The 15,734-nt window shown below is 70.9% G+C and carries 13 protein-coding genes; 5 read left to right on the forward strand and 8 right to left on the reverse strand.

Going from position 1 to position 15,734, the window contains the following annotated elements:
- Nucleotides 1-47: 47 nt before the first annotated feature.
- Genes ACIO52_RS19955 through ACIO52_RS19970 form a run of 4 tightly spaced genes read right to left on the reverse strand, consistent with a single transcriptional unit; the run spans nucleotide 48 to nucleotide 3,080 of the window.
- Entirely contained in the window at nucleotides 48-1,097 is a 1,050-nt protein-coding gene (locus ACIO52_RS19955) for an ABC transporter ATP-binding protein (RefSeq protein WP_402645698.1), read from the reverse strand.
- Nucleotides 1,094-1,903, reverse strand: a complete 810-nt coding sequence (modB, locus tag ACIO52_RS19960; protein ID WP_218720562.1) for a molybdate ABC transporter permease subunit — start codon at nucleotides 1,901-1,903, stop codon at nucleotides 1,094-1,096. Before modB ends, ACIO52_RS19955 begins: the two co-directional genes overlap by 4 nt.
- A complete protein-coding gene (gene modA, locus ACIO52_RS19965; RefSeq protein ID WP_342800321.1) occupies nucleotides 1,903-2,670 on the reverse strand; it encodes a molybdate ABC transporter substrate-binding protein in 768 nt (255 codons plus the stop codon). The genes modB and modA overlap by 1 nt, the downstream gene beginning before the upstream one ends.
- 11 nt (nucleotides 2,671-2,681) lie before the next feature.
- Nucleotides 2,682-3,080, reverse strand: coding sequence for a molybdopterin-binding protein (locus ACIO52_RS19970; RefSeq protein WP_218720419.1), 399 nt, complete (start codon nucleotides 3,078-3,080; stop codon nucleotides 2,682-2,684).
- Nucleotides 3,081-3,233: 153 nt separating this feature from the next.
- On the opposite strand from ACIO52_RS19970, the gene ACIO52_RS19975 reads away from it, so the two are divergent.
- Complete coding sequence (locus tag ACIO52_RS19975) at nucleotides 3,234-3,650, forward strand: hypothetical protein (RefSeq protein ID WP_402645702.1); 417 nt, start codon at nucleotides 3,234-3,236, stop codon at nucleotides 3,648-3,650.
- A gap of 49 nt (nucleotides 3,651-3,699) precedes the next feature.
- On the opposite strand, the gene ACIO52_RS19980 is transcribed toward ACIO52_RS19975, so the two are convergent.
- The 3 genes from ACIO52_RS19980 to ACIO52_RS19990 are packed head-to-tail and all read right to left on the reverse strand — an operon-like array spanning nucleotide 3,700 to nucleotide 7,790.
- Complete coding sequence (locus ACIO52_RS19980) at nucleotides 3,700-5,085, reverse strand: styrene monooxygenase/indole monooxygenase family protein (protein WP_402645705.1); 1,386 nt, start codon at nucleotides 5,083-5,085, stop codon at nucleotides 3,700-3,702.
- A 45-nt stretch (nucleotides 5,086-5,130) separates the two neighbouring features.
- Nucleotides 5,131-6,570, reverse strand: a complete 1,440-nt coding sequence (locus tag ACIO52_RS19985; protein ID WP_402645708.1) for an LLM class flavin-dependent oxidoreductase — start codon at nucleotides 6,568-6,570, stop codon at nucleotides 5,131-5,133.
- Nucleotides 6,567-7,790: an acyl-CoA dehydrogenase family protein gene (locus tag ACIO52_RS19990; protein ID WP_402645711.1), complete on the reverse strand. Its 1,224-nt coding sequence runs from the start codon at nucleotides 7,788-7,790 to the stop codon at nucleotides 6,567-6,569. The genes ACIO52_RS19985 and ACIO52_RS19990 overlap by 4 nt, the downstream gene beginning before the upstream one ends.
- A 134-nt stretch (nucleotides 7,791-7,924) precedes the next feature.
- Here ACIO52_RS19990 and ACIO52_RS19995 point away from each other — a divergent pair, with 134 nt between their 5' ends.
- The 4 genes from ACIO52_RS19995 to rph all read left to right on the forward strand — a co-directional run bounded on the left by ACIO52_RS19995 (nucleotide 7,925) and on the right by rph (nucleotide 13,649).
- A complete protein-coding gene (locus tag ACIO52_RS19995; RefSeq protein WP_402645713.1) occupies nucleotides 7,925-9,220 on the forward strand; it encodes an MFS transporter in 1,296 nt (431 codons plus the stop codon).
- Entirely contained in the window at nucleotides 9,217-10,227 is a 1,011-nt protein-coding gene (locus ACIO52_RS20000; RefSeq protein ID WP_316574906.1) for a glutathione S-transferase C-terminal domain-containing protein, read from the forward strand. Before ACIO52_RS19995 ends, ACIO52_RS20000 begins: the two co-directional genes overlap by 4 nt.
- Nucleotides 10,228-10,273: 46 nt before the next feature.
- Nucleotides 10,274-10,861 (forward strand): GNAT family N-acetyltransferase, encoded by a 588-nt coding sequence (locus tag ACIO52_RS20005; RefSeq protein WP_218720430.1) that lies wholly within the window; start codon nucleotides 10,274-10,276, stop codon nucleotides 10,859-10,861.
- A gap of 157 nt (nucleotides 10,862-11,018) precedes the next feature.
- Nucleotides 11,019-13,649: a rifamycin-inactivating phosphotransferase gene (rph, locus tag ACIO52_RS20010; protein ID WP_402645718.1), complete on the forward strand. Its 2,631-nt coding sequence runs from the start codon at nucleotides 11,019-11,021 to the stop codon at nucleotides 13,647-13,649.
- A 58-nt stretch (nucleotides 13,650-13,707) separates the two neighbouring features.
- On the opposite strand, the gene ligA is transcribed toward rph, so the two are convergent.
- Complete coding sequence (gene ligA / locus ACIO52_RS20015) at nucleotides 13,708-15,699, reverse strand: NAD-dependent DNA ligase LigA (RefSeq protein ID WP_402645721.1); 1,992 nt, start codon at nucleotides 15,697-15,699, stop codon at nucleotides 13,708-13,710.
- Nucleotides 15,700-15,734 lie beyond the last annotated feature (35 nt).

Consider the following 15,734-nt stretch of genomic DNA (forward strand, 5'->3'; position numbering starts at 1 on the left):
GCCAGCCCGATGCTATCGGCAGGCCGGCGCGGGCCCGGCGGGATCGGCTAGGCCGGGTAGGTGCGGATCTCGGTCGCCTTGACCGAGGCCCACAGCGTCGTCCCGCCGTGCAGGCGCAATTCGGCGACCGTCGCGGGGGTGACCTCGGCCAGCACCGGGGGCGCGCCGTCGAGCCGCACCCTGGTGAGGTGCGCGTGCTGTTCGATCCCGGTCACCGTGGTCTGCCAGGTGTTGCGCGGACTGCCGACGGGCGGCTCGGGGTACAGGCTCACCGCGTGCGGGGCGAACGCGAGATGGACTGCGCCCGAAGCGGGTTCGGCGATCGTGAGCGCACCGCCGCCGTCGAGCAGGACCGTCGTGCCGTCGGCGGTGCCGCGATAGAGGTTCAGCCCCACCAGCTGGGCGACGTAGTCGGTGCGTGGTCGCTGGGCGACCTCGCGCGGCACGCCTTCCTGCACGACGCGGCCGTTCTCGATGATGACCAGGCGGTCGGCCAGGATCATCGCGTCCAGCGGGTCGTGGGTCACCAGGACGGTGTGGCCGGTGAATTCGCCGAGATGACGGGCGAGTTCGGCGCGCACCTGGAGCCGGGTGGCGGCGTCGAGCGCGGCCAGGGGTTCGTCGAGCAGCAGCAGCGCGGGCTCGGTGGCCAGCGCGCGGGCCAGCGCGACGCGTTGGGCCTGGCCGCCCGAGAGCGAGCGGGGTTTGGCCGCCAGCTGGTCGCCCAGGCCGACGCGCTCGAGCCAGCGCGCGGCACGCTCGTTCGCGGTCCGGCGCGGCGCGCCGCGCGCCCGCAGCCCGAACGCGACATTGTCCAGCGCGCTCATGGTCGCGAACAGCAGGTAGTCCTGGAACACCACACCGACCGCGCGCTGTTCGGCGGGCACGAATCGGCTCGGCGGGATATCCCAGACGTGATCGCCCAGCCGGATGAAACCGTCGTCGAGCGGGGCCAGCCCGGCCAGCGCGCGCAGCGCCGTGGTCTTGCCCGCGCCGTTGGGTCCGAGCAGCGCCACGACCTCCCCGGCAGCGACCTCGAACGCGATGTCGAGGGTGAAGCGCGATCGGCGCACCCGCAGCGCGACATCCAGGGTCACAGTGGTCCTCGCGTCCATCGATCGCGCAGGGCGGCCAGCACGGCCACCGAGACGGCGAGCAGTACCAGGCTGAGCACGATGGCGTCCTCGGGGTCGGTTTCGAGCGCGAGGTAGACCGCCAGCGGCATCGTCGTGGTGGTGCCGGGGAAACTGCCCGCGAAGGTGATCGTGGCACCGAACTCCCCCAGTGCCCTGGCCCAGCACAGCACCGCACCGGCGATCACGCCGGGCATGACCGAAGGCAGCGTCACCCGGCGGAAGGTCAGCCACCGCGACGCGCCCAGCGTCGCGGCGGCTTCCTCGTAGCGCGGGTCGGCCGCCCGCAGCGCGCCTTCGACGGAGATCACCAGGAACGGCATGGCGACGAAGGCCTCCGCGACGATGACACCGGCGGTGGTGAACGGCAGGGAGAACCCGAACCACTCGTAGAGATAGCGCCCGAGGACCCCGCGCCGGCCGAGCACCAGCAGCAGCGCGACACCGCCGACGACCGGCGGCAGCACCAGCGGGACGGTCACCAGGGCCCGGATGATGCCCAGCCCCCGCACCTCACCCCGGGCCAGCAGCCAGGCCAGCGGAATACCGAACACCACGCACACGACGGTCGCCGAGGTGGCGCACACCAGCGACAGCCGCAACGCCTGGCCGACCTCGGCACTCGTCAGCCGCTCGGGCAGGGTGCGCCAGGGCGCGCGCAGGAGCAGCCCGATCATCGGCAGTACCAGGAAGGCCAGCGCGCACACGGCGGGCACGACCAGGATCAGCGGTCGCCGTCCCCGGACCGCCCGTCGTCGCGTCGCCCCGATCACGGCGTGTCGAACCCCGCTCCGGCGAAGACGGCCCGCGCCTGGTCGGACCCGATGAACTCGACGAACGCCGCCGCGGCTGCGGCGTTGGGCGCCTTCGCCAGCGCGGCGATCGGATAGTCGTTGATCGCCGTGGTCGACTCCGGGAAGTCCAGCCCCTGCACCTTGTCGCCGGCGGCCAGCACATCGGTGCGGTACACCAGCGCGGCGTCGACCTCGCCCAGCGTGACCTTGGTCAGCACCGCCTTGACGTCGGCTTCGCGGGTATCGGGCTGCGGGGTGATCCCGGCGGCCTCGAACACCGTCTTCGCCGCCGCACCGCAGGGCACCTGCTCGGCGCACAGGGCGATCTTCTCCTCCGGCTTCGCGAAGTCGGCCAATCCGGTGACCCGGCCCGGGTTGCCCTGCGGCACGGCGATCTCGAGGCGGTTGCGCACGAAGGTCACCGGCTTCGCGGTGACCTCGCCCGCGTCCACCACCTGCTGCATGTTCTTCGGCGCCGCCGAGGCGAACACGTCGACGGGGGCGCCCTGTTTGATCTGCTCGGCCAGCGCGGAGCTGGCGCCGAAACCGAAGACCACCTTCGTCCCGGGATGGGCCGCCTCGAACTGCTTGCCGAGCTCGGTGAACGTCCCGGTCAGCGACGCCGCGGCGAAGACGGTGACCGTGCCGCCCTGCGCCTGGTCGGCGGCGGTGTCGGTGCCGCACCCGACCGCGGTCAGGGCCACCGCGCCGACCGTCAGTGCCACGCCGATACTGCGCATCATCGTCGACCTCGTCAACTTTCCGGGATTTCTACTACGACATGGGTGGACTTCACCGAGGCGACGGTGATGCTGCCGACGTCGAGCCCGAGCTCGTCGACGGACTCCCGGCTCATCAGCGACACCAGCCGGAACGGTCCCGCCTGGATCTCGACCTGCGCCATCACGGTGTCCTTGACGATGCGGGTGACGATCCCGCGCATCCGGTTGCGGGCCGAGGTGGCGACGGTGGTGCCCGGCGGGGCCGGTTCGCTGTTCTGCTGCAGGAACTCGGCGAGCTCGCGCCCATCGATGCCCTTGCGGCCGCTGTCGAGCTGGATCGCGGTGAGCCTGCCCTGATCGATGTGCCGGCGGACGGTGTCATCACTGACACCCATCAACGCCGCTACTTCACTGATCCGCAGATTCGACACGAAGGGAGTGTATTCGACGCATCTACGGTGCGCATAGCGGAACTGTTCCGAACTTCCGGAATAATGGGAGTTTCCTCGTCGCGCTAGGGTCGAATCGCGGGGTCGCCCAGACCTCGCCCGGGTTCTCAGCCAACCGACACGAAGAGGCTTGCCATGCATCTCGGCGGTACGACCATTCGGGCCCTCATCGCGGCGGCCGTCGTCGCGGCGCCACTGTGCGCGCTCGCGCCGGTGGCCGCGGCCGATCGCGGCCTGCTCGACGACGCGATCACCCTCACCAGCGGCGGCCTGTGCGTCGGACACATCCATTTCGCGACGGTCTTCGGACCGAACACGCCCTACTTCGGCCTGGTCAGCGCCCTGCACGGGATCGGCCCATGCGCGGTGGAGGTCACCGTCGACTGGCGCAATCTCGACACCGGGGCCACCGGCACTGTACGGCAACTGGTCTCCGGGACCGGCGGTACCCAGATCTCGTTCGATCCCGGACCGGGGCGGATCACCGGCACGCTCACCACCAACGCACCGCACAAGCCGGGCACCTTCGAATTCGTGCGCACAGCGCAATAGTCCGCCGCGGCCGGCAGGATCGGCCGCGGCGGACGGGGTTGGTGACAGCTCAGGCGCGGGTGAGCGCGCCCGCGTACTCCGACCGGGCGAATCTGCCCGCCGGCTGGAACCGGGCGAGCACCTCGGTCGCGGGCACGCCGGTGATCTCCTCGATGTAGGCGCCCGCCTGTTCGGCGGTGTCGATCCCGAGGAACGGCTGCGGATGGTGCAGCAGGCCGACCAGCGCGCTCGCGAACCGCGGCTCCACCGCGGCGGCGGCGAAGAACTGCCCGCCGATGTCGGCGAACTCCGGATCGCTGAGGAACAACCGGGTCACCTTGGCGGCGGCATCGCTGCGCGCGGCGAGGAACTCCCCGTAGCGCCCGGCGATCCAGGCCTCGTCGAAGGCGCCGTCGTGGACGGCGGCCGCGGCGACCAGGCGCTGCGCCTGGATCAGCCCGCTCTGCGCGCCCTGCCCGGCGATCGGGTCGTAGGCGACGGAGGTGTCGCCCAGCGAGGCCACCGGGTGCCCGCTCGCGGTCCGGCCGACACCGGCGCGAACCACCGGTCGCACGGCGCCCTCGAGCCACGAGTGCGGATCGTCCTCGATCACCTGGGTGGCCAGGACCTCCGGCAGATCCCAGTCGATGTAGTCGCGGTAGAGCTCGGTGACGATCCGGTGCGCCGACGCGGCCGAATCGGCCGCGCCGAACCGCGCCGCCCAGTCGCTGCCCGGCCGCGCCCAGCCCAGGAACGCCCAGCTCGGACCGGCGTCCTTGTGCAGATAGGGCCCCCACCAGCCCTCGCCCTGATCGGCGAAGATGGAGAACCCGCTGTGGCCGCCGCCCGCGGGACTGCGATGGGCGAACACACCGGGGTCGTGGCCGAGACCGGTGACGGTGACCGTGAGCAGCGAGCGCTGGGGCGTGTCGTAGACGGTGCGCTCGGGGTCGACGGGGAACAGCTCCGACAGGCCACCGCGACCGGTCGCGACCAGGGTCAGGTCGTGCTGGGCGGCGATCCCGTCGAGGGATTCCGGGGTGACCTGCTCGACGACGAACCGACCACCGCGCTCGCGGAACGCGGTGAGTCGCTCGTCGGCCTTGAGCCTGGTGTCGACCGCGACGCCGACGTAGCCGTCGAACTCGCCGTCGAAGGCGATCAGCTCGTTGCGGTCGGGGTCGGCGATGCGGACGCTGAGTCCGGTGTGGCGGGGCGCCCTGGCGGTGTAGGTGTCCAGACCCAGGGCCAGCTCGGCCTGTTGGGTCACCCCGAATTCCAGGGCGGTGCCGGTGGCGGGAACGTCGTTGCGGAGGGCCTGTTGGTCTCGGTCGCTGTAGAGCGTGACCTCGAAGCCGGCGTCGAGCAGACCTAGCGCCGCGGTGACGCCGGTCTGTCCGGCGCCGACGATCGCGGCCGAACGCGTGGAACGTGAAGCGGGATTCTGCGATGTCATATCGGCCATGGTGCTGGATTCCGTTCCGCCGCAGCAGGGTTGCGATCAGCGGGAATCGATGGCCGCGACGATCGAGCCCGGCCTCGACTCCGCGTCCGGCAGGACGGTCGAATTCCGGCCGCCCACCCGGTAGCTCGCGCCGCGATGGTCGTCCGGGAGCCGGTCGCCCGCGCCGAACAGCGCGTGCCGCAGGGTGCCGGGCTCGTACTCGGCGGCATAGGCGCCGCGGGCGGTCAGCACCGGAACCACGTAACGCACGATGTCCTCGAACGAGCCGGGGGTGATCGCGTAGGCCAGGTTGAACCCGTCCAGATCGGTCTCGGCGACCCAGTCCTGGAGCTGGTCGGCGACGGTCTGTCCCGACCCGACGAACACCGGGCCCATGCCGCCGATGCCGGCCCAGCGGCCGATGTCGCGCACGGTCCATTCGCGGCCGTCGTCGTCGAACTCCTGGAACGCGGCGACCGCCGACTGGATGGCATTGCTCTGCACGTCGCCGATGGGGTCGTCGAGGTCGTAGCGCGACAGGTCGATCCCCATCCAGCCGGACATGAACACCAGCCCGCCCTCCACACTCGCGTAGGACAGGTACTCCTCGTGCTTGGCATGGGCGGCCGCGTCGGTGGCATCGGTGACGATGGTGGCCAGCGCGTAGATCCGGGCCGCGTACCGGTCACGACCCGCCGCCTCGAGCGCGTCCCTGACCCGCGACACCGTCTGGGTGAGTACGCGTTTCGACGGCGCTGCCACGAACACGGCCTCGGCGTTCTCCGCGGCGAAGCGCACGCCGCGCGGGGAGGCGCCCGCCTGGTAGATCACCGGGGTGCGCTGCGGCGAGGGCTCGGACAGATGGATGCCCGGCACGGTGAAATGCCGCCCCCGATGGCCGATGTGATGCACCTTCGCCGGGTCCACGTAGATGCCACGATCCACATCGCGCACCACCGCGTCGTCTTCCCAGGAGCCCTCCCAGAGCTTGTAGAGCACCTCGAGGTATTCATCGGCCTGGTCGTAGCGGTCGTCGTGGTCGAGCTGGTCGTCGGCACCGAGATTGCGGGCGGCCGAGGGCAGATAGCCGGTCACCACGTTCCAGCCGACCCGGCCGCCGGTGAGATGGTCCAGCGTGGACAGCCGCCGGGCGAACGGGAAGGGGTGCTCGAAGCCGGTTCCCGTGGTGATGCCGAAGCCGAGGTGCTCGGTGACGGCGGCCATCGCCGTCACCAGCAGCAGCGGATCGGCCACCGGCACCTGCGCGCCCTCCCGCAGGGCGGCGAGATCGTTGCCGCCGTAGACGTCATAGATGCCCAGGACGTCGGCGATGAAGACGCCGTCGAAGCGGCCACGTTCGAGCAGCTGGGCGAGCTCGGTCCAGTAGCTCAGTTCCTTGTAGCGGTGCGACTGGTCGTCGGGGTGGCGCCACAGGCCGGGCGACTGGTGCGCCACGCAGTTCATGTCGAAGGCGTTGAACCGGATCCGTCGGGTCATCGGGTGGACCCGACGGCCGCGACGCGTTCCCCGGCACTCCAGCCGAACGGCAGGTCGGTGCCGTTGAGCAAGTGATCGCCGACAGCTCTGGCCTTCTGGATGGCGGGGTTGTGCACCGAGATGGTGCGCGCGTTGCGCCAGTGCCGGTCCAGGCGCAGCCCTTCGGACACGATGGACGCGCCGCCCACCTCGAACAGCAGGCTGGTCGCGGGCAGCACGGTGTCGATCACCGCGAGCTGGGCCTGCGCGGCGGCGAGTTCGACAGCGGTGAGCGCCTTGTCATCGGTCGCGCCCGCGGCGAGGACCTCGTCGAGCAGGTCGGCCACGGCGAGGACGTTCGCGCGCGCGGAGAACGCGGCCGCCGACAGCTGGCCGATCACCCGCTGCACCAGCGGATCGTGGCGGGGCAGGTCGGCGGCGGAATGGGTGTATCCGCGCGTGCGCCGCGAGACCCATTCCCGCACATCGCTTTCCGCGCGCTGGGCGATGCCTGCGAGCACCGCGAGCTGGACCAGCTGCAGGTAGGAGGTCGCGTAGGTGGGGCCGGGCACGCCGTAGCCGGGGCCGAGGATCTGTTCCTCGGTGACCCGCACCGCCGTGAATTCCGTGGTGCCGCTGGCGGTGAGCCGCTGCCCGAAACCGTCCCAGTCGTCGTGCTGACGCACCCCGTCGGCGTGGGCGCCGACCAGCACACCCACCCGTTCGCCGTCCCGGTCGGCGGCGACGAGGATGTGGTCGGCGTAGAGGGAGCCGGTGCTGTAGAACTTGGTGCCGTCGAGCCGCCAGTGTTCGCCGTCGCGAGTGAGCCGGGTCCGATACCGGTCGACCGCGCCGACCCCGGGCTCGGTGATGGCGTTGCCGACCAGGGTGCCCTCGGTCACCGCGCGCAGCCACCGCTCGCGTGCAGGCCCCGCGGCCGCCAGCAACTGGTCCTCGACGAAGGAGAAGTGCACGCGCAACGCCTGCGGCAGGTTCGATTCGGCGGCGGCGAGGTCGATGAGCAGCCGGAACAGCTGGCGCACGCTCGCGCCGTAGCCGCCGAACTCCACCGGCACCCGCAGCGCGCCGAAGCGCGCCGCGCGCAGGGCGGCGATCTCGGCGTGTGCCAGTTCGCGGTCGGTTTCGCGGGCGACAGCGCCCTCGGCGATGCGATCGAAGAGGGGACGGAAGACGTCGTCCAGTTCGGAATCGGCCACGCGTTTCGTCTCTGTGGAAGTCATTCCCCCACCATGGCGCCGCAAGGCCGCATGCTCACCGGTTGCGCGCAGCGGGATCGCAAAGCCCGCGGCGGCGTGTTGCGATCAGGCCGAGCCGGGGGCCTGTGGCCCGGCGGGGTCTCTGCGACGATGTCGGCATGAGCACCGCCACCCGACCGGGTGTTGTCACGACCGGCACGCTGGTTCTGCTGTCCGCGCTGTACTTCGCGCAGGGTCTGCCGTTCGGCTTCTTCACCCAGGCGCTGCCGGTGGTGCTGCGCGAATCGGGCTATTCGCTGGTGGTGATCAGCGCCTCGGGCGTGCTGTTCCTGCCGTGGGCGCTGAAGTTCCTGTGGGCGCCCTATGTCGACCGGTACGGCACCCGGCGCACCTGGCTGCTGGTGCTGCAACTGTCCGCGGCGGCGGTCGCCATGCTGCTCGCGTGCCTGGACCTGTCGTCGTCGCTGCGGTGGCTGTTCGTCGGCATCGTGGTGGTGAATCTGTTCTCGGCGACGCAGGACGTGGCGACCGACGGGCTCGCCGTGCGTCTGCTGGGTCCGCGCCAGCGCGGGCTGGGCAACGGCATCCAGGTCGGCGCGTATCGCGTCGGCATGATCGTCGGCGGCGGCGCCCTGCTGTGGCTGTTCGCCCTGGCCGGGTGGCGGATGCTGTTCCTGGCCATGGCCGTGCTGATCGTGCTGACCACGGTGCCGGTATGGCTGCTACGCGAACCCGTCGCCGACCGCCCGCCGCCGCGGCATCCGGCGCGCCTGCTCGGTACCTGGTGGACCCGGCTGCGTCGGCCGGGCATTCTCGCCTTCATCGCGCTCATCGGCGCGTTCAAGTTCGGTGACTCGATGGCGTCCGCGCTGACCGGTCCGTTCCTGTCCGACGCGGGGCTCGATCTCGGCCAGATCGCGCTGATCAAGGGAGTGCTGTCCTCGGCGGGCGCGCTCGCCGGGGCCGGCCTCGGCGGCTGGCTCGCCTACCGCTTCGGTCGCAGGCACGCACTGCTCATCGGCGGTGTCACCCAGACCGCCGGCATCGTGCTGTATCTGCTCGCCGCGCTCGGGATCGGCGGATTCGAGCTGCTCGTCACCGCGAGCCTGGCCGAGCACGTCTTCGGTGGCGCCGCCACCGTCGCGGTGTTCGCGCTCATGATGGACGCCGCCGACACCGACCACGCGGGCAGCGACTACACGCTGCTCGCCTGCGCCGTCGTCGTCGTCCAGGGTGTGGCGGGCATGGCGGCCGGGGTGGTCGGTGATCTGGCGGGCTATTCGGCCCTGTTCGCGACGAGCCTGGTGCTGTCCGGACTCGGCTGTGCCGCCCTGATTCTCGGGTTGTCGCGCGGGATGGGTCCGGTCGGCGTGCGCCGGGCGCTCGCGGCCGCCGACGCGCCGCATCCGGTCCCGGAACCGGCGGATGCGGAGTCTGCGAGACTGGGACGGTGAGCGATGCCGATGCGGGAACCTATGTCGAACCGGGCGAATTCCGTCGCGACACCAACTACATCACGACGCGGATCACCGCCGACGGCCGCGACGGCTACCCCGTCGAGCCCGGCCGCTACCGGCTCGTCGCGGCCAGGGCCTGCCCGTGGGCCAACCGCACGCTGATCGTGCGCCGGTTGCTCGGCCTGGAACCGGTGCTCTCGCTCGGCCTGTGCGGCCCCACCCACGACAAGCTCAGCTGGACCTTCGACCTGGACCCTGGCGGGGTCGACCCCGTGCTGGGCATCCATCATCTGCGCGACGCGTACCTGGCCCGGTTCCCGGACTATCCGCGCGGCATCACCGTGCCCGCCGTGGTCGACATCCCGACCGGTCAGGTCGCCACCAACGACTACGCCCAGATCACTCTCGACTTCGCCACCGAGTGGACCGCCTATCACCGCCCCGGCGCACCGCAGCTGTATCCGGAACCGCTGCGTGAGCAGATCGACGAGATCAACCTCGACGTCTTCCGCAACGTCAACAACGGCGTCTACCGCTGCGGTTTCGCGGGCGCTCAGGACGCCTACGACGCCGCCTACGTCCGCCTCTTCGACGCCCTGGACCGGCTGACCGAGCGGCTGCGCACCCAGCGCTACCTCGTCGGCGACACCATCACCGAAGCCGACGTGCGCCTGTTCACCACCCTCGCCCGCTTCGACCCCGTCTACCACGGCCATTTCAAGTGCAACCGCAGCAAACTCACCGAGATGCCGGTGCTGTGGGCCTACGCCCGCGACCTGTTCCAGACCTCCGGTTTCGGTGACACCATCGACTTCGGCCAGATCAAGGAGCACTACTACGTCGTGCATCGCGACATCAACCCCACCGGCATCATCCCGGCCGGCCCGGACCTGTCGAACTGGCTGACACCGCACCACCGCGAGGAACTGGGCGGGCGCCCGTTCGGCGACGGCACCCCACCGCCGCCGCCCCTGCCCGCCGAGCGGGTACCGCCGATCGGGTGAGACCGACTGTCCGCCACCGGGACCGGGGCGAGCGGACAATATCGACATGCCCGAACTGCTGCCACCCGTGGTGGATGCCGACCGATTCACCGCGACACCCCAACCGACGCTTCCCGGGATCGACGGCCTGATCCTGCGCCCGTGGACCGCGGCCGACGCACCGGTCGTGTACCGGGCGTTCCAGGACCCGGCGATCAGCCGCTGGCACGTCCGCAGCGCCGAATCCGTCGGCCAGGTGCGCGAGTGGATCGAGCGCTGGCGTGGCACCTGGTCCACCGGCAACGGGCAGTGGGCCGTCACCGTGGACGGCGAGGTCGCCGGACGAATCGGCTTGCGCCGCACCGACCTCGGCGAAGGCCACACCGAACTCGCCTACTGGACGCTACCCGCCCGGCGGGGCCAGGCTGTCGCACCCCGCGCCGCCCGCGTCCTCACCCGGTGGGCGTTCCACGACATCGGCTTCGACCGCATCCAGCTCACCCACTCGGTCCACAACGCGCCGTCGTGCCGTGTCGCGGCCAAGTGCGGATTCGTTCTGGAAGGCACCCTGCGCGGCGCCGGGCGCCACCGCGACGGCTGCCACGACATGCACCTGCATGCCCGGTTACGCACCGATCGCCCGGGTGGTCGCTGAATCCTCGCCGTCGACGGGCCGTTGCCGATCGCGGCACGTTCCGACTGCTTGCCTCCCCCTTCTACTGTATACACGAATCCGGGCCCTCATGAGGCGCGGAATTGTGGTCCATAATCGCTCGCGAAATACCGAAACCACCAGGTGAGGAGTAGCGGGGATGGCCTATGTACTGGATTTCGGGGAGATCGATCGCACCCGGATCGCGATCGTCGGCGGCAAGGGCGCGAACCTCGGTGAGCTGGCGCGCATCGAGGGTGTGGACGTGCCGGACGGCTTCTGTGTGACGACCGACGCCTTCGCCCGGGCGCTGGCGGGCGCACCCGCGATCGAGGACCTGCTCGACGAACTGTCGCGCCTGGCGGCCGAGGACCGTGCGGCGATCGCCGCGGTGAGCGCCCGGGTGCGGCACGCGATCGAGGACCTGGTCGTCCCGGAGGACGTCGCGGCCGAGATCCTCGCCGCGCACGCCCGGCTCGGCGTGGACGGCGCCTACGCGGTCCGGTCCAGCGCCACCGCCGAGGACCTGCCGACCGCGTCGTTCGCGGGCCAGCAGGACACCTTCCTCAACATCGTGGGACCTTCGGCGATCCTCGAGCACGTCAGCCGGTGCTGGGCTTCGCTGTTCACCGAGCGCGCCGTCACCTACCGGCTGCGCAACGGGTTCGGCGAGAAGGTGATTCGCATGGCGGTGGTCGTGCAGCGGATGGTGTTCCCGCGTGCCTCGGGCATTCTCGTCACCGCTGATCCGGTCACCTCCGACCGGCGGATCGTCTCCATCGATGCCGGTTTCGGCCTCGGCGAGGCGCTCGTCTCCGGTCTCGTGAACGCCGACATCTACCGGGTCCGCGACGACACCGTCGTCGACCGGACGATCGCCACCAAGAAACTCGCCGTCGAGCCGGCGCCCGCGGGCGGCACACGGGTGCGCGAGATCACCGAGGAGCAGCGCAACGACCCGGTGCTCACCGATGCGGAGGTGCTGCGGCTGGCCCGGCTCGGCCGTCGGATCGAAGCGCATTTCGGCAGTCCGCAGGACATCGAGTGGTGTCTGGACGGCGCGGATCCGCGGATCGTGCAGAGCAGACCGATCACCACCCTGTTCCCGATTCCGGTGGCCGCCGACGGGCAGAACCGCGTCTACGTGTCGGTGGGCCACCAGCAGATGATGACCGATGCGATGAAGCCACTGGGAATCTCGCTGTGGCAGTTGACGAGTCGCGCGCCGATGCGAGACGCGGGCGGTCGCCTGTTCGTCGACGTCACCGAGATGCTGTCCGCGCCGGCGGTCCGCACCGGCCTGATCGACGGGCTCGGCAAGTCCGATCCGCTGATCGGGGACGCGCTACGGTCGGTGGTCGAGCGCGGCGACTTCCTCCGCCCGGCGACCGAGGACGCCGAGGTCCGCGCACCCGCCGGTGTCCCGACGCCCGGTGCGGCGCGCACGCCGATCGAGGCCGACCCCGACCTCGTCGCCGAGCTGGTCGCCGACATCGACTCCTCCATCGCGACGCTGCAGCGCGAGATCCCGAACTACACGGGCCCGGCGCTGATCGAGTTCCTCCGCGCCGATATCCAGGAATTGCAGCGGACGGTGTTCGCGCCGCGCAGCCTACAGGCGATCATGTCGGCGATGGAGGCCACCGAGTGGCTCAACGACCGGCTGTGGGAGTGGCTCGGCGAGAAGAACGCCGCCGACGTGCTCCTGCAGTCGGTTCCGGGCAATGTGACCTCGGAGATGGGTCTGGCACTGCTCGACGTCGCCGACGCGATCCGTCCGCACCCGGATGTCGTCGCCTACCTGGAGCAGGTCGAGCAGACGGGCCCGGGGCCGGACGGCTTCCTGGTCGAGCTGGCCGACCGGTCCGGGGGTCCCGAGGCCCGTGCCGCGATCGAGGGTTTTCTCGCCCGCTACGGCATGCGCTGCGTCGGCGAGATCGACATCACCCGCCCGCGCTGGAGCGAGAGTCCCACCACGCTCGTGCCCACGATCCTGGGCAATATCGAGAACTTCGGGCCCGGTGCGGGCACGCAGCGCTTCGACGAGGGCCTGCGTGCGGCCGAACAGGCCGAGCATCAGCTCCTGGACCGCGTGCGCGCCCTGCCGGACGGGGCCGCGAAGGCCGAGGAGACCGCGGCGATGATCGACCGCCTGCGCACCTACTCCGGCTATCGGGAGTATCCGAAGTACGGCATGGTGAGCCGCTATTTCGTCTACAAGCAGGCGCTGCTCGGCGAAGCCGGGCGGCTCGTCCGCGACGGCGTCCTGCGCGCGCCGGAGGACATCTTCTACCTCCGGTTCGACGAACTCGGCGAGGTGGTCCGCACCCGCCGGGTGAGTGCCGAACTCATCGACGAGCGCAAGGACGCCTTCCGCGCGTATCAGTCGCTGTCCGCACCTCGGGTGCTCACCTCCGACGGCGAGGCGCTGAGCGGGGCGTACCGGCGCGAGGATCTACCGTCCGGCGCACTGCCCGGCATGGCGGTCTCCGCGGGGATCATCGAAGGTCGCGCGCGCGTCGTGTCCGACATCGGGCAGGCCGACCTCGACCCGGGAGACATCCTGGTGACCGCCTACACCGACCCCAGCTGGACTCCGCTGTTCGTCGCGATCAGGGGCCTGGTGACCGAAGTCGGCGGCCTGATGACCCATGGCGCGGTGATCGCCCGCGAATACGGACTGCCCGCCGTCGTCGGGGTGGAGCATGCCACCTCGCTGATCCGGGACGGGCAGCGCATCCGCGTGAACGGCGCCGACGGTTACGTGGAGATCCTGACCCCGGACGAATGACGGCGACGCCGTGGCCTTCCCGACGGCCCGCTGCGGCGGGCCGCCGGGAACGGGCGGTCTAGACCACCTTGGCGCTGATCAGCATGGTCCAGATCGCGCCCTGATCGACGACCTCGACACCGAGCTTCTCCGCCTTGGCCAGCTTGCTGTCACCGACGCCGGCGCCGGTGATGAGCAGGTCGGTGTTGGCCGAGACCGAGGAGGCCGCCGTCGCGCCCGCTTGCTCGCACAGGCGCTGGAAGGTCGGTCGGGCAACCTTCTCCCCCGACCGCGGATCACTGATGGCGCCGGTGATGACGACCGTCTTGCCCGCCAGTGGCGCGCCCGCCGCGACGACCGGCGCGAGGTCCTCCTCGCGCACGTCCAGGCTGACACCGGCCGCGCGCAACCGCTCCAGCTCCGGACGTAGGCGGGTCAGGTGCGCGACCAGGGAGGCGGCGACCTTAGGGCCGATGTCCTCCACCGCGACGAGGCGTTCCTCGCCCGCGTCGGCGACCTCCTCCAGGGAGCCGAAACCCGCGCGGGCCAGTCGCGCGGCGGTGCCGTCGGAGGCCATCGGGATGGCCAGGCCGATCAGCGCGCGACGCAGGCCGACCTGGCGGCTCGCGTCGATCGACTCGATCATCCGCGCGGCCGACACCTCGCCGATGCGGTCGAATTCGAGCAGGCGCTCCTGGGTGAGGGTGTAGAAGTCCGACGGGCGTTCCAGGATGCCCGCCTCGGCGAGGCGTTCGATCCACACCTGCCCGATGGCGTCGATGTCGGCCGCCGCGCGCGAGGCCCAGTGGATCAGCCGGCGCACGGTCTGGGCCGGACAGGCCACATTGGTACAGAACAGCTCTCGGCTGTTGCCCTGCTCGGTGACCGGCTGCCCGCAGGACGGGCACGCGGTCGGCGGCACGATCTCGCGCTCCTCGCCGGTGCGCGCGGCCGCGTCGAGCACGCCCGCCACGAACGGGATCACATCGCCCGCGCGGCGCACCAGCACGGTGTCACCGATCTTGATGTCGCGGGCGCGGATCACCTCCTGGTTGGCCAGTGTCGCCTTGGTGACGGTGGTACCGCCGACGAACACCGGCTCCAGCCAGGCGACCGGCACGATCTTGCCGGTCTTGCCCACGTCCCACACGACGTCGGCCAGCAGCGTGGTCTTCTCCTCCGCGGCGAACTTGAACGCGAGCGCGCCGCGCGGCGAGTTCGAGCGGGTTCCGGCCGCCGCGTACGCATCCCGGTCGGCCAGCCGCAGCACGGCCCCATCGATGTCGTAGTCCAGGTCGTTGCGGCCCTGTTCGATTTCGGTGATCGCGGCCTGCGCCTGTGCCGCGTCGGCGCACAGCCGCATCCGCGCGCCTTCCACGCCCAGCGCGTGCAGGCCCGCGCCGAGGTCGTGCGCGGCGCTGTCATCGGAGGTGTCGAGGTCGAAGCCGAAGAACTGCAGGCGACGCTCGGCGACGGTGGCCGGGTCCTTGGCCCGCAGTGTGCCCGCCGCCGCATTGCGCGGATTGATCAGGGGTTTGTCCGGGTGCGCCGCGTTGTAGGCGGTGAAGGTCGAGCGCAGCATCACCGCCTCGCCGCGCACCTCCACCCGCCCGGGGAGCTCGATCCGGTCGGGTACACCATCGACCAGCGCGCGGACCAGCATGGTCACATCGTCACCGGTCGTGCCATCGCCCCGGGTCACGGCCCGCACCAACCGGCCGTCCTCGAAGACCAGTGCCAGCGACAAACCGTCGAGCTTCGGCATGACCACCACCGGCTGGCCGGGAAACCGCTGGAAGAACGCTTCGACCTGCTCTGGCTTGGTGGCCTTCTCGAGCGACAGCATCGGCCGCGAGTGCCGCACCGGCGCGTGCAGCACCGCGGGGGCGCCGACCTGGTCGAGCGGATTCGGCTCGGGCGTGAGCTCGGGGTGCGCCGCGATCAGCGCACGCAACTCGTCTTCGATCGTGTCGTATTCGGCATCGGCGACCAGCGGCTCGCCCTGATAGTAGGCGTCGCGCAGCGCCACGATGCGATCGGCGAGTTCTTGGATACGTTCCCCTGTTTCCACAGCACACGACGCTACCGATTCCCACCGACACCTCC

It is taken from the genome of Nocardia sp. NPDC087230, from assembly GCF_044744725.1.
Classification (GTDB): Bacteria; Actinomycetota; Actinomycetes; order Mycobacteriales; family Mycobacteriaceae; genus Nocardia; species Nocardia canadensis.

What these genes read in the sequence shown, in the direction of transcription:
- modA (WP_342800321.1), bottom strand. Translation starts at nt 2,670, where the DNA reads ATGATGCGCAGTATCGGCGTGGCACTGACGGTCGGCGCGGTGGCCCTG.
- ACIO52_RS19975 (WP_402645702.1), top strand. Translation starts at nt 3,234, where the DNA reads ATGCATCTCGGCGGTACGACCATTCGGGCCCTCATCGCGGCGGCCGTC.
- ACIO52_RS19980 (WP_402645705.1), bottom strand. Translation starts at nt 5,085, where the DNA reads ATGACATCGCAGAATCCCGCTTCACGTTCCACGCGTTCGGCCGCGATC.
- ACIO52_RS19985 (WP_402645708.1), bottom strand. Translation starts at nt 6,570, where the DNA reads ATGACCCGACGGATCCGGTTCAACGCCTTCGACATGAACTGCGTGGCG.
- ACIO52_RS19990 (WP_402645711.1), bottom strand. Translation starts at nt 7,790, where the DNA reads ATGACTTCCACAGAGACGAAACGCGTGGCCGATTCCGAACTGGACGAC.
- ACIO52_RS19995 (WP_402645713.1), top strand. Translation starts at nt 7,925, where the DNA reads ATGAGCACCGCCACCCGACCGGGTGTTGTCACGACCGGCACGCTGGTT.
- ACIO52_RS20005 (WP_218720430.1), top strand. Translation starts at nt 10,274, where the DNA reads ATGCCCGAACTGCTGCCACCCGTGGTGGATGCCGACCGATTCACCGCG.
- rph (WP_402645718.1), top strand. Translation starts at nt 11,019, where the DNA reads ATGGCCTATGTACTGGATTTCGGGGAGATCGATCGCACCCGGATCGCG.